The following is a 13,545-nucleotide window of genomic DNA, read 5'->3' on the forward strand; positions in this document are numbered from 1 at the left end:
GGGTTCAACGGGGGAACACCCCGGAGCGGGGCCGGTCCCATCGGGCCGGCCCCGCTTCCCGTTCCCGGCGCCTAGCCGGGTACGGCGCCGGCGGCTTGGGCGGCGGAGTTGGCGCTCTGCTCGACGTGTACTCGCATCGCTTGCTCGGCCCGTTCGGGATCGCCGCTGGCCAGGGCCTCGTAGATGGCCTGGTGTTCGGTGACCGCGAGGTCCGGCCGGCCGGGCTCTCGAGTGGACAGCGACCGGTAGCGGTCGACGTGCCCCCGGATCTGGTGCAGCAACTGGTCACACCAGCGGTTCTCGGCGATCTCGGCGATCCGGGCGTGGAACTCCCGGCCGATGCGCAGCACCTCGGTCTCGTCGCCACGTAGCCGGTGCATCAGGTCGATCAGCCGGGCCAGCGCGTCGAGGTCCGGCTGGGTCATTCGGGTGCAGGCGTCCCGGGCTAGCAGCCCCTCGAGGCGGGCCCGGATGTCGTAGACCCGGCGAATGTCGGCCGGGTCGAGCGGGGTCACCCGGGAGCCGCCGGTGGGCAACTGGTCGACCAGTCCCTCGGCGATCAGCAGCCGGAGCGCCTCGCGTACCGGGGTCCGGCTGACACCCAGCGTGCTGGCCAGCTCCGGCTCAGTGAGTCGGGCGCCCGGCCGGAACTCGCCCAAGATGATCTTGGCGCGCATCAACTCGTACACCGCCTGCGCGCCGGACTGCCGCCGCAGATTGGCCTGCCCTCTGGTCACCGTCTCATCCTGCCATGACTCGTTGCCCGCTGCACTATTGCATACAAGTACCCACGGCGTTACGGTCTCGTTCTCAGCCGGAGAAGTTCCTGGTCCGGCTCGCAAGCGAGGGAGAGCGCCGTTGTCCATGAGTCCCGCCCAGCAATTGCGTGCCCGGTTGGCTGGCCCAGGGATCGTCGTCGCGCCCGGCGTCTACGACGGGCTGTCAGCGCGCATCGCCGCCCTCGCCGGCTTCGAGGCGGTGTACGTCAGCGGCGGCGCGGTGGCCCGCAGCAGCGGCGTGCCGGACCTGGGACTGCTGACCATGACCGAAGTGCTGGGCCGGCTGCGCGAGGTGGTCGATGCGGTCGACGTGCCGGTCATCGCGGACGCCGACACCGGGTACGGCAACGCGCTCAACGTGCGCCGCACCGTACGGGAGTTCGCCCGGCTGGGCGTGGCGGCGCTGCACCTGGAGGACCAGGTCACCCCGAAACGCTGTGGGCACTACGAGGACAAGCAACTCATCTCCGTCGACGAGATGACCGGCAAGGTCCGGGCCGCGGTCGACGCCCGCGGCGACGACGGCCCGCTGCTCATCGTCCGCACCGACGCGATCGCGGCGGAGGGCTTCGACGCCGCGATCGCCCGCGCGCACGCCTACGTCGGGGCCGGCGCCGAGATGCTGTTCATCGAGGCGCCCACCTCGGTGGCACAGATCGAGCGGGTGGCCGACGAACTGCCCGTACCCCTGCTGATCAACATGTTCGCCGGCGGGAAGACCCCCCTGATGAACGCGCAGGACCTGGCGCGGCTCGGCTTCAAGCTGATGATCGCGCCGTCTGACCTGCAACGCGCGGCCATTCGGGCGATGCAGGACACCGCCCGGGAGTTGCGCGAGAACGGCTCCACCGACCGGCTGGCCGGCAGGATGACGACCTTCACCGAGCGTGACGACATCATCGGCCTGCCCAGCTACCGCGAACTGGAATCTCGATACGCCTGACGAACCACGCCACTCCTTCATCCCCCAAAGGAGAAGCACCATGCGCATCACCAGAACCGGCACCATCGCGGCCGTGTTGGCCGCGCTCGTCGCGACCGTCTCCGCATGCGGCGGCGGGTCCGCCAAGGGCGGCGGCGATCAGGGCGCGAAGCAACTCGCCCGGCTCAACATCATCGCCCCGGCCGCGCCGGGCAGCGGCTGGGACCAGACCGCCCGGGCGGTGCAGGACTCGCTTCAGAAGGCCGACCTGGCCCGCCAAGTCGAGGTGACCAACGTCCCCGGCGCCTCCGGCACCGTGGCGCTCGCCCAGGTGGCGCCGCAGAAGGGCAAGAAGGACCTGCTCATCATGTCCGGGCTGGCCATGATGAGCGGCGTCCTCACGAACGGCACGGACGTGACCCTGGACGATCTCACGCCGGTAGCCCGGCTGATCGGCGAGTACGAGACGATCGTGGTGCCGGCAAGTTCGCCCTACCAGAAGCTCGACGACCTGCTGGCCGCGATCAAGGCGGACCCGAAGAAGGTCCCGATCGCCGGTGGCTCGGCCGGCAGCGCGGACCAGATCTTCATCGGCCTGCTGGCAAAGGAGGCCGGAATCGACCCGGCCAAGGTGAACTACGTGCCGTTCTCAGGCGGTGGCGAGGCCACCACCGCGCTGCTGGGCAACAAGGTCGCCGCGGGCGTCGCGGGCACCGGCGAGTTCCAGGAGCAGGTGAAGGCCGGCAAGCTGCGGGCGCTGGTGGTCTCCGCCGCGAAGCCGGTGGAGAGCATGCCGGGCGTGCCGACCATCGCCGACGTCGGTCACCCGGGGGTCGAGTTCTACAACTGGCGCTCGATCATGGCGCCGAACGGGCTGACCGCCGAGCAGAAGAAGGCGTACGTGGACGCGGTCACCGCGATGCACGCCTCGGACGGGTGGAAGACCACGCTGAAGGAGCGGGCCTGGGAGGACACCTTCCTGGCCGGTGACGAGTTCGGCACCTGGCTGGGCCAGGAGCAGACCCGGGTGAGCGGCGTCCTGACCGAACTCGGACTGGTGAAGTGACCTCTCCGACCGACCAACCCGGCACCGCCGGCCCGGTCGAGGGTCCGACCCCGGTCGGCGGGGTACCGCCGACCGGGGCGGCCCGGGGCCGGATCGCGTGGGGTGAACTCGCGTTCGGCGTACTCCTGTCGGCGGTCGCGGTGACCGTGCTGGTCGACGCGGCCGGACTGCCCGCCTCGACGTCGGCCTCCGGCGTCGGCCCGGCGTTCTTCCCAACCATCGTCGGGGTCGCCCTGCTCACCGTCGCCGCCGCCCTGATCGTCGCGGTGCTCCGGGGCCACCGGGGCACCCCCGACGAGGGCGAGGGTGACGTAGACCCATCCCACACCCAGGTCCGTCCGGCGCTGCTCGTGGTCGGCGCGGTGCTCGCCCACGGGCTGCTGCTCGACCTGGCCGGCTACCTCGTCGCGGCGTTCGTCGCGTTCTGGGGCATCGCGTACGCGCTGGGCGCGCGCCACCCGGTCCGTACCCCGGCGATCTCACTCGCCGTGGCGGCGGTCGTCTACCTCGGCTTCACCTACGGCCTCGGCATCGACCTGCCTGCGGGCCCGCTGGAAGGGATCGGCTGATGGACGGAATCAGCGAGCTGCTCGCGGGCTTCGCGGTCGCCCTCACCCTGGCCAACCTCGGCTACGCGCTGATCGGCACGATCGTCGGCACGATGATCGGGGTGCTGCCCGGCATCGGGCCGGCACTCACCATCGCCCTGCTGCTGCCGCTGACATACGGCCTCGAACCGTCCGGCGCGTTCATCATGTTCGCCGGCATCTACTACGGCGCGATGTACGGCGGCTCCACCACGTCCATCCTGCTCAAGACCCCCGGCGAGTCCGGCTCGATCATCACCGCGATCGACGGCAACAAGATGGCCCGGGCCGGCCGGGGAGCCGCCGCCCTGGCCACCGCCGCGATCGGCTCGTTCCTCGCCGGCACCATCGCCACCGGCCTGCTGGCCGTGGCCGCACCGAGAATCGTCGATCTGGCCGTGCGCCTCGGCGCCCCCGACTACCTGGCGCTGATGGTGCTGGCCTTCATGTGCGTGGGTTCGCTGCTCGGCGGGTCGATGCTGCGCGGCTTCGCCAGCCTCGGCCTCGGCCTGGCCATCGGCCTGGTCGGCATCGACTTCCAGAGCGGGCAAGCGCGGCTCGACTTCGGCCTGGTCCGGCTCCTCGACGGCATCGACACTGTGCTGCTCATCGTCGGGCTATTCGCCATCGGTGAGGTGCTCTACGTCGCCGCGCACCAGCAAGCCAGCACCTTCGGCATCGCCTCGGTCGCCGGACAGCGCTGGATGACCCGGGAGGACTGGCGACGGTCCTGGAAGCCATGGCTGCGCGGCACGGCGATCGGCTTCCCGCTCGGCACCATCCCGGCCGGCGGCTCGGAGGTCCCCACGTTCCTGTCGTACTCACTGGAGCGCCGGCTGTCCAGGCGGCCGGAGGAGTTCGGCAACGGCGCGATCGAGGGCGTCGCCGGGCCGGAGGCGGCGAACAACGCCAACGCCGCCGGCGCGCTGGTCCCGCTGCTCACCCTGGGCATCCCCACCTCCGCGACCGCCGCGGTGATCCTGGTGGCCTTCCAGCAGTACGGCATCCAGCCCGGCCCGCAGCTCCTGGACACCGAGCCGGCGCTGGTCTGGGGACTGATCGCCAGCCTGTTCATCGGCAACGCGATCCTGCTCGTGCTCAACCTGCCGCTGGTCGGGCTGTGGGTGAAGATGCTGCACATCCCCAAGCCCTACCTGTACGCCGGCATCGGCCTGTTCGCCCTGGTCGGCGCGTACGCGGTCAACGGCTCGTCGTTCGACGTCTACCTGCTGCTGGTCGTCGGTGTCCTGGGTTACTTCATGCGTCGCTTCGGCTTCCCGATCGCCCCGCTCATCGTAGGCGCCATCCTGGGCCCGCTCGCCGAGTTGCAACTGCGCCGGGCGCTGGACATCGCCGGTGGCGACCTGACCACCCTGGTCAGCACCCCGTTCACCGTGGCGGTCTACAGCCTCCTAGTGCTCGTGCTGTGCGTCCCGGCGCTGCTGCGGCTGCGGACCCGGCGAGCCCAGCAGGCCGCCGGCGTCCCCACCCCAGACCGCGAATCCTCCACCGTCTAGCACGATCCGATAGGAGAGCTGATGTCCGCCGCCTACGACGACGTCGTGGTACAGATAGCCGAGTATGCCGCCCACCCGGAGCGGATCGAATCCGAGCTGGCCCTGCGCACCGCCCACCTGTCCTTCCTCGACGCCACCGCCTGCGCCTTCCTCGGGCTGGCCGACGCCGAGTGCCGGCGGACCGCGGAGCCGCTGTTCCCGACCGCCGCGCCGCACCCCAGCCGGGTGCTGGCGACCGGCTACGCCACCGACCCGGTGCAGGCGGCGTTCAGCACCGGCACGCTGATCCGCTGGCTGGACTTCAACGACACCTGGCTGGCTCTGGAGTGGGGCCACCCGTCGGACAACCTGGCCGCCATCCTGCCACTGGCCGACCACCTCGCCCAACGGGCCCGGGCCACCGGCGGCACCCCGCCGACCGTGCGCGACGTGCTGGTCGCCATGATCCAGGCGCACGAGATCCAGGGTGTGCTTGCTCTCGGTACCGCGCTCAACCGGCACGGGCTGGACCACGTCGCGTACGTCCGGATCGCCTCGACCGCGGTGGCCACGCGGCTGCTCGGCGGTTCCGAGGAGGACATCCGGCGGGCGCTCGGGCACGCCTGGGTCGACGGCGGTGCGCTGCGCACGTACCGGCACACGCCGAACGTGACCTGGCGTAAGTCCTGGGCGGCCGGTGACGCGGCCAGCCGGGCGGTCCGGCTGGCCTACCTGGCGCTGCGCCGCGCGGAGAGCCCGCGTACCCCGCTGACCGCGAAGGGCTGGGGTTTCCAGGACTCGCTGCTCGGCGGGCACCAGGTCACCCTGCCGCAGCCGCTGGGCAGCTACGTGATGGAGAACGTGCTGCTCAAGCCGTGGTTCCCGGCCGAGTACCACGGCCAGACGGCGGTGGAAGCCGCCTTCCGGCTCGCCCCGACGGTAGGCGACCGGGTCACCGAGATCGACCGGATCGAGATCCGAACGCACGAGGCGGCGGTCCGGATCATCGACAAGACCGGCCCCCTGGCCAACCCGGCCGATCGGGATCACTGCCTGCAGTACATGGTGGCCATCGCCCTGCTGCACGGCCGGCTAGACGAGGAGCACTACACCGACGAGGCGGCGACCGACCGCCGGGTGGACGCACTACGGGAGCGGATGATCGTCACCGAGGACCCGGAGTACAGCCGCGCCTACCTCGACCCCGCCGAGCGGGCAGTGGCCAACGCGCTGCGGATCACCTTCTCCGACGGCACCGACACCGGTTGGCAGGAGATCCGCATCCCGATCGGCCACCCGCGACGCCGGCCCGAGGCCGAGCCGCTGGTGCGGGACAAGCTGCGCCGTGGGCTCGGCGCGGCGCTGCCCGACGAGCGCGCGGAACTGGTGGCCGATAGCCTCGCCGATCGGGACGGCCTCCTCGACACGCCAGCCGACGACCTGCTCGATCTGCTCGTCGTGCCCTGACCGTGCGCCCACGCGACTCGGTACGGGCCGCCGGTTGGCCGTGGGCACTGCTCCTGCACACCGTGCTCCTGCAGTCGGTCACCTTCCTGCTCCGGCCCACCACGTCGTACCGGGCGCTGGAACTTGGCGTCCCGGCCGCGTGGCTGGGGGTCATCTCGGCCAGCTTCGCGGTGCTGCCGCTGCTGGCCGCCGTGCTGATCGGCCGGGCGACGGACCGGCACGGGGAACGCCCCGCCCTGCTGGCGGGCGCGCTGCTCGTGCTGGTCGCCGCCGCCGGCCTGACCGCGTTCGCCGACGCGCTGACCGGGCTGGTGCTGTGGAGCGCGGTGCTCGGCCTCGGCCACCTGTTCTCCGTCGTCGGGCAACAGGCGTGGGTGGCCCGATCCACGGTCGACGCCGGGCTGGACATCGCCTTCGGGCGTTACACGTTCGCCGTGTCGCTGGGCCAGGCGGTCGGGCCCGTCCTGATCACCGTGCTCGGCGGCGGCGGGCTGGTCCCGGACACCGAACGGGTCTTCGCCGGTGCGCTCGCCGGTGCCGGTGCGCTGCTCGCCACCGGCCTGCTGCTGCGGCCCCGGCCGCAGCCCTCCGCGGCCGGCCGGCCGGGTCGGGGCGACCGGATGGGTACGGTGCTGCGGATGCCCGGGCTCGGCCGGGCCATCCTGGCCAGCCTCACCGTGCTGGCCGCCGTCGACCTGCTTGTCATCTACCTGCCGGCCCTCGGCGCCGAGCAGGGCATCGCGGCGCGCGTGATTGGCGTACTCCTGGCGCTGCGGGCCGGCGCCTCGATGGTGTCGCGGCTGTTCCTGGGCGCCCTGGTCGAGCGGATGAGCCGGATGCGGCTGCTGGTCGGCAGCATCGCCGCGTCCGCCGTGGCGGTGGCGGTGCTGGCGGTCCCGCTGCCGCTATGGGCGCTCGGCGTCGCGGTGGTCGCCGCCGGTCTCGGGCTGGGCATCGGGCAGCCGCTGACCATGTCCTGGATCACCCTGGCCGCTCCACCCGGGGCGCGGGCCACCGCGCTCGCGCTCCGGCTCAGCGGCAATCGGCTGGGCCAGCTCGTCGTACCGGCAGGGGTGGGACTGGTGGCCGCCAGCGCGGGGGTGGCCGGTGTCCTGCTGACCACCGCGGTCGCGCTCGGCGCGGTGGCCGTATCCACGGCCCGCGGCTCGCCCGGACGGTGACCGCCGGTCGTCGTCGGCCAGGTCGTAGCTCGCCAGCCGCCATTCCCCTCCGGGTAACCCCGGAGCGACCTGGGTGATCTTCCCCGATGGCCGGACCGGCCGGCGCCCCTAGCCTGGGTCGGGAGTAGACACTCGACATACGGGGAGGACTTCCGAGTGACCCAGCCACACCCTCAGCGAGTCGCCCGATGAGGCCGCGCCGGATCGCCGCCGCGACCACCGCCGTAGTTCTCGTCGCCGCCGGCCTCACCGCCACCACCAGCGCGGCCGCCGCCCACGGCAGCGGCTACTCGGCCCTCATCCAGCGCGCCTCGTACGGCGTACCGCACATCACCGCCCGCGACTTCGCCAGCCTCGGCTACGGCGTCGGCCACGTCCAGGCCGAGGACAACATCTGCACCATCGCCGAAACCGTCGTCACCGTCCGCGCCCAACGCTCCCGCTGGTTCGGTACGTCCGGCGACGCCGCGGTCAACGTCACCAGCGACCTGTTCCAGCAGAAGGTCATCGACGACCGGGTCGTCGAGCGGCTGCTCATCGGCCCCCGCGACGGTCTGCACACGCCCTCCAACGAGGTACGCGACCAGATCCGCGGCTTCGTCGCCGGCTACAATGCGTACCTGCGCCGCACCGGCGCGGCGAACCTGACCGACCCGGCCTGCGCCGGCAAGCCGTGGGTGCAGCCGATCACCGAGCTGGACGTGTGGCGGGCCCACTGGACCAGCATGGCCCGCGCCGGCTCCGCCGGGCTCGCCGACGGCATCATCGCCGCCGCCCCACCCGGCAAGGGCGCTCCTACGCAGCCCGGCGAGATCACCGGCCAGCTCCCCGCCCCCGAGGCGGCGGCCCTCGTCGCCGCCCGCGACGGCGCGCCGGCCGGGGTCGGCAGCAACGCGTACGCACTCGGGCGCGACGCCACCGCCAGCGGGTCGGGCATGCTGCTGGCCAACCCGCACTTCCCGTGGGACGGCCCCGACCGGTTCTACCGGATGCACCTGAAGATCCCCGGCTCGTACGACGTCGAGGGCGCGGCCCTGGTCGGCGACCCGCTCATCGAGATCGGCCACAACGGCCGAGTCGCCTGGAGCCACACCGTCTCCACCGCCCGCCGCTTCACCTGGCACAAGCTGACCCTCGGCCCCGGCGACCCGACCACCTATCTGCACGACGGCAAGCCTCGGAAGATGACCGCCCGCACGGTCACCGTCCAAACCCCCGACGGGCCGGTCAGCCGCACCCTCTACGACACCCACTTCGGCCCCGTCGTCGTGGTGCCCGGCCGGTTCGACTGGACCGCCGACACCGCGTACGCCATCAGCGACCCCAACGCGGCCAACAACCGCGCCCTGGACGGCTGGCTGGCCATGGGACGCGCCCGGTCGGTGGCCGACCTGCGGGCGGTGCTCGACCGGCGGCAGTTCCTGCCCTGGGTCAACGTCATCGCCGCCGACAGCGGCGGCAACGCCCTCTACGCCGACCACTCCGTCATCCCCCGGGTCACCGACGACCTCGCCGCCACCTGCATCCCCGCCGCCTACCGCAACCTCTACGCCGGCAGCGGCCAGGCCGTCCTCGACGGCTCCCGCTCCGCCTGCGAGCTGGGCCGGGACCCGGACGCCGCCGTGCCCGGCATCCTCGGCCCGGCGCACCTGCCCACGCTGGTCCGCAACGACTACGTGACCAACTCCAACGACAGCTACTGGCTCGCCAACCCGCAGCAACCCCTCGAAGGCTTCCCCCGCATCATCGGCAACGAGCGGACCGAGCGCAGCCTGCGTACCCGGCTCGGCGTCCATCAGGTGCGGCAGCGCCTCGCCAGCACCGACGGGCTCCCCGGCACCCGCTTCACCACCGGCAACCTGTGGGCGGTCACCCTCGGCAACCGCGCCTACGGCGGCGAACTGGTCCGCGACGACCTGGTCAAATCGTGTACGGCCAACCCGGCCGCCACCGCCTCCGACGGCACCCGGGTCGACCTGACTGCCGCCTGCGCCGCCCTGCGCGGCTGGGACCTGCGGGTCGACCTCGACAGCCGGGGCTCGCACGTGTTCACCGAGTTCGCCCGCGCCGGCGGCCTGCGCTTTGCCGACCGGTTCGACCCGGCCAACCCGCTCACCACCCCGAGCCGGCTGGCCGTCGACGACCCTTGGATCCGCACGGCGCTGGCCGACGCCGTCCAGTTGCTCGACGGCATCCCGCTCAATGCCCGCCTCGGCGACATCCAGACCGAGCCGCGCGGCGCCGACCGCATCCCTATCCACGGTGGCTGGCCCGAGGCCGGCGTCTTCAACATGACCATCAACGTGGTACAGCCCGGCGTCGGCTACCCGAAGGTGCTGCACGGCACGTCGTTCCTGATGGCCGTCGAGCTGGGCCCGAACGGGCCGTCCGGCCGGCAGATCCTCACCTACTCCCAGTCCGCCAACCCCAACTCGCCCTGGTACGCCGACCAGACCCGGCTGTACTCGGGCAAGGGCTTCGACACCATCAAGTTCACCGAACGGCAGCTCAAGGCCGACCCGAACCTGGTCACGTACCGGGTGGGGGAGCGCCACGGCTGACCGGTGGGGTGTGGGCCTCGTGCTATCGCCCTCGCTCCCGGGGCGGAATGGGATCGTGGGCCGGCCGCCGAACGGGCCGAGGCCGCCGCCCACCTGATCGAGCATCCTCGAAACCGAGTCCCCGGCTGTGCACCACACGATAATTTCCCGATATGGGCATCACGGGCGGGATAGCATGCTTCTTTGTGATCGTCGTCATTGTGGCGCTCATCCTGTTCTGGGTGGTGCGTTACGGGCTCGGCCCGAAGCAATCGACGCCGGCAAACGAGGTGGGCGACGAGTTGCCACCGTCACCGGACGAGCCAAAGCCGCCGCAGCACCCGCGCGACCGTCGCTGACGCGGCGACCGACCGGTCCTGGCGCACAAGATCAGGAAGACGCGCAGGTCGGAGCCGGTGTGCAACAACGAATGCGGTCGGAAGGAGCAGCCGTCGGATGAGCACGATGCACGCCGTGAGAGCTCACACCAGGGGTGGGCCGGAGCAACTCGTGTACGAGGAGGCGCCGCGACCCGAGCCGGGGCCGGGTGAGGTGTTGGTGGCCGTGAAGGCCGCTTCCATGACACCCACCGAGCTCACCTGGCCGCAGACTTGGACGCACAGCTCGGACGGGTCAGGACCTGAGCGCACTCCGATCATCCCGTCGCACGAGTTCTCCGGTGTGGTCGCGGCGTCCGGGGTGGGGGTGGAGAGCCCCGCCGAGGGGGAGGCCGTCTACGGGTTGATCCCTTTCACCCGCGATGGCGCGGCCGCCGAGTACGTCGCCCTGCCCGCGGCCATCCTGGCGGCCAAACCCGCCACCGTTGACCACGACCACGCCGCAGCGCTCCCACTGGCCGCGTTGAGTGCCTGGCAGGCACTGGTGGACCACGCCGACCTGCAGGCCGGCCAGCACGTGCTGGTGCAGGGCGGCGCCGGCGGCGTGGGGAGCTACGTGGTGCAACTCGCGGCCGGTCTCGGTGCTCGCGTGAGCGCCACGGCGGCGGCGGCCGACCTGGAATTCGTCAAGGGCTTGGGTGCCGAGCAGGTCATCGACTATGCGCACGACCGCTTCGAGGATCACGTTCGCGACGTGGACGTGGTCGTTGATCTTGTCGGAGGAGCCACGCAGTCGCGGTCCTGGTCGGTCCTGAAACCGGGCGGTGTCCTGGTCACCCTCGTCACCCCACCCGACCAGCAGGAAGCAGCCCGGCACGGCGTCCGCGGCGTGTACTTCATCGTCGAGCCCGACCAGAACGCGTTGCGTTCCATCGCCGAGCTCGTCGACGACGGCCGGTTGAGGCCGGTGCTGGACCGCGTGCTGCCCCTCACTGAGACGCGCTCAGGTTACGAGGCGCTCGAGACGGCCAAACGCCGCGGTAAGATCGTTATCCACGTCGCTGACTAGTCATGTGGAAGACCTGCGGTCGATGGAAGCCAAGAGCATGGGCGCCACCAGGAACACGCGCCTGTCCCAGCAGGTCCGTGGGCAAATCAGCGACCAGCCTCCGCCACGTCCATGTCCACGTACGCTCCACCCCTTCCCCGAACGAGAAGACGCTGGGGTCCGCTATGAACCGAAACGACGTCGCCGCGGCTGCACGTACCTGAATGCGACGGTCACCGTAGCGCCGGGTGGGGAGCGCCGCCGCTGACCGGCGGTGCGGGCCGGTGGCGTCCGCCAGCGGCCCGCACCCGGCTCGTATGGTGACGGGACCGCCGCCCGCTCGGGCGCGGCCGGGAGGGGGGAGGGATGCTCGCGGGATTGTCGGTGCCGCCCGCCGTCGAGGCGGAGCGGGTGATCACCGCCGTGCTCGCCGACCTGCGATCCGGCGCGCATCGGGGGGTCGTGGTCGACTCGCCGCCCGGCGCCGGCAAGTCCACCCTCGTGGTCCGCGCCGCCGTCGAACTGGCCGCCGCCGGCGAGCCGCTGATCATCATCGCGCAGACCAACGAGCAGGTCGACGACCTCATCGACCGGCTCGCCCGCAAGGCCCCCGAGCTGCGCATCGGCCGGCTCTCCGCCACCGACTACAAGCCGACCGACCGGGTGGAGAGCCACGAGACGGTCCGGGTCGCCGCCAAGGTCGCCGACCTCGCCGCCTCGGCCGTCATCATCGGTACGGCCGCGAAGTGGGCCACCGTCGCCGAGGGCTGCTGGCCGTGGGCGATCGTCGACGAGGCGTACCAGATGCGCTCGGACGCCCTGCTGCGCGTGGCCGGCAGGTTCGAGCGGGCGCTGTTCGTGGGTGACCCCGGGCAGCTCGACCCGTTCTCCACCGTCGAGACCGCCCGCTGGACCGGTCTCACCTGGGATCCGATGCAGTCGGCGGTGGCCACCCTGCTGCGGCACAACCCGGACCTGCCCGTACACCGGTTGCCCGTGTCCTGGCGGCTGCCCGCCACCGCCGCGCCGGTCGTGGCGGCGGCGTTCTACCCGTTCACCGGCTTCCGCGCCGGCACCGGCCACGCCGACCGCGCCCTCACGCTCACCGAGCCCGGACCCGGCGACGCCTACGACGCGACCGTGGACCTGGCGGCGGCCACCGGCTGGGGGCTGTACGAGCTGCCGGCCCGGCACACGCTGCGTACCGATGGGGAGGCCGCGGCGGCCTGCGCGGCGCTGGCCCTGCGGGTGCTGGCCCGGGGTGCGGTCGCGATCTCCGAGCAGGCGCCCGACGGCGCGCCGGTGACCGCGGACCGGATCGCCATCGGCGCCGCCCACCGCGACCAGGTGGCGGCCATCCGAGCCCGGCTGGGTGAGGCCGGCGCGGGCATCACCGTCGACACCGCCAACCGGCTGCAGGGCCGGGAGTACGACGTGACGGTCGTGCTGCACCCGCTGTCCGGGCGGCGGGACGCGACGGCGTTCCACCTGGAATCGGGGCGGCTGTGCGTGCTGGCCTCCCGGCACCGGCACGCGTGCCTCGTGGTGGCGCGGGCTGGGATCGTTGAGCTGCTCGACGCGCACCCGTCGACCGAGCGGGTGCACCTGGACGTGCCGGTGAAGTTCCCGGACGGCTGGGAAGCCAACCACACGATGCTCACCCACCTCGCCTCGGTGGCAGCCGTTGCGACGGGCTGCCGGGTGTGAGTTACGACCTCGCCGTATGGGAAGGCGACCGGCCGTCGGACGATGCTGCCGCGGCGGCGCTGTTTGAGCAGCTTTACGAGAAGTACCTCGACAAGGAATACCGCGTCCCGCCGACACCACGCATCCGGGCCTACGTCGAGGCTCTGCTGGAACGCTGGCACATCGAGGAAGCGGACGACGAGGACGTGGACGACGACGACTGGGAGGACGACAGTCCCTGGTCGACGGGCGGGTTGATGAACAGCGCCTCCGGGCCGATCGTGTACCTCGCCATGGTCTTCAGCAGATGTGAGGAGGTGTCGGCCGGCGCCGCACGCATGGCCGCCGACCGTGGTCTTGTCTGCTTCGACCCGCAGATGAGCCGCCTGCGGCCAGCCGCCGGCGAGCGGTAGGCCGGGCCATAAGCCCGGGTAA

Annotated in this window: 12 protein-coding genes; 11 read left to right on the forward strand and 1 reads right to left on the reverse strand. The window is 71.9% G+C overall.

Translation table 11 applies throughout. The features are described 5' to 3' along the window. Positions 1–71: 71 nt before the first annotated feature. The gene (locus tag FXF52_RS10360; RefSeq protein WP_187413427.1) at positions 72–737 is read right to left on the reverse strand and encodes a GntR family transcriptional regulator; all 666 of its coding nucleotides are present in this window, start codon (positions 735–737) and stop codon (positions 72–74) included. Positions 738–864: 127 nt separating this feature from the next. On the opposite strand from FXF52_RS10360, the gene FXF52_RS10365 reads away from it, so the two are divergent. The 11 genes from FXF52_RS10365 to FXF52_RS10410 all read left to right on the forward strand — a co-directional run bounded on the left by FXF52_RS10365 (position 865) and on the right by FXF52_RS10410 (position 13,523). Next, a complete protein-coding gene (locus tag FXF52_RS10365) occupies positions 865–1,722 on the forward strand; it encodes an oxaloacetate decarboxylase (protein WP_148795972.1) in 858 nt (285 codons plus the stop codon). Between the two features lie 40 nt (positions 1,723–1,762). Continuing rightward, positions 1,763–2,767: a tripartite tricarboxylate transporter substrate binding protein gene (locus FXF52_RS10370; protein WP_148795862.1), complete on the forward strand. Its 1,005-nt coding sequence runs from the start codon at positions 1,763–1,765 to the stop codon at positions 2,765–2,767. Further along, the gene (locus tag FXF52_RS10375; RefSeq protein WP_222870474.1) at positions 2,764–3,336 is read left to right on the forward strand and encodes a tripartite tricarboxylate transporter TctB family protein; all 573 of its coding nucleotides are present in this window, start codon (positions 2,764–2,766) and stop codon (positions 3,334–3,336) included. The genes FXF52_RS10370 and FXF52_RS10375 overlap by 4 nt, the downstream gene beginning before the upstream one ends. Then, positions 3,336–4,871 carry a tripartite tricarboxylate transporter permease gene (locus FXF52_RS10380; protein ID WP_148795864.1) on the forward strand — a complete coding sequence of 512 codons (1,536 nt, stop codon included), beginning with the start codon at positions 3,336–3,338 and terminating at the stop codon, positions 4,869–4,871. The genes FXF52_RS10375 and FXF52_RS10380 overlap by 1 nt, the downstream gene beginning before the upstream one ends. Positions 4,872–4,892: 21 nt before the next feature. Further along, complete coding sequence (locus tag FXF52_RS10385; protein ID WP_148795866.1) at positions 4,893–6,317, forward strand: bifunctional 2-methylcitrate dehydratase/aconitate hydratase; 1,425 nt, start codon at positions 4,893–4,895, stop codon at positions 6,315–6,317. 2 nt (positions 6,318–6,319) lie between these two features. Continuing rightward, complete coding sequence (locus FXF52_RS10390) at positions 6,320–7,498, forward strand: MFS transporter (RefSeq protein WP_148795868.1); 1,179 nt, start codon at positions 6,320–6,322, stop codon at positions 7,496–7,498. Positions 7,499–7,686: 188 nt separating this feature from the next. Continuing rightward, positions 7,687–10,059, forward strand: coding sequence for an acylase (locus FXF52_RS10395; RefSeq protein ID WP_148795870.1), 2,373 nt, complete (start codon positions 7,687–7,689; stop codon positions 10,057–10,059). 185 nt (positions 10,060–10,244) lie between these two features. Next, positions 10,245–10,397 (forward strand): hypothetical protein, encoded by a 153-nt coding sequence (locus FXF52_RS41565; RefSeq protein ID WP_187413428.1) that lies wholly within the window; start codon positions 10,245–10,247, stop codon positions 10,395–10,397. A gap of 97 nt (positions 10,398–10,494) precedes the next feature. Then, positions 10,495–11,445 carry an NADP-dependent oxidoreductase gene (locus FXF52_RS10400; protein ID WP_222870475.1) on the forward strand — a complete coding sequence of 317 codons (951 nt, stop codon included), beginning with the start codon at positions 10,495–10,497 and terminating at the stop codon, positions 11,443–11,445. 345 nt (positions 11,446–11,790) lie between these two features. Continuing rightward, positions 11,791–13,131, forward strand: a complete 1,341-nt coding sequence (locus tag FXF52_RS10405) for an AAA domain-containing protein (protein ID WP_148795872.1) — start codon at positions 11,791–11,793, stop codon at positions 13,129–13,131. Beyond that, the gene (locus FXF52_RS10410) at positions 13,128–13,523 is read left to right on the forward strand and encodes a hypothetical protein (protein ID WP_148795874.1); all 396 of its coding nucleotides are present in this window, start codon (positions 13,128–13,130) and stop codon (positions 13,521–13,523) included. The genes FXF52_RS10405 and FXF52_RS10410 overlap by 4 nt, the downstream gene beginning before the upstream one ends. Positions 13,524–13,545: the final 22 nt, after the last annotated feature.

It is taken from the genome of Micromonospora sp. MP36, from assembly GCF_008119785.1.
Lineage (GTDB): Bacteria > Actinomycetota > Actinomycetes > Mycobacteriales > Micromonosporaceae > Micromonospora.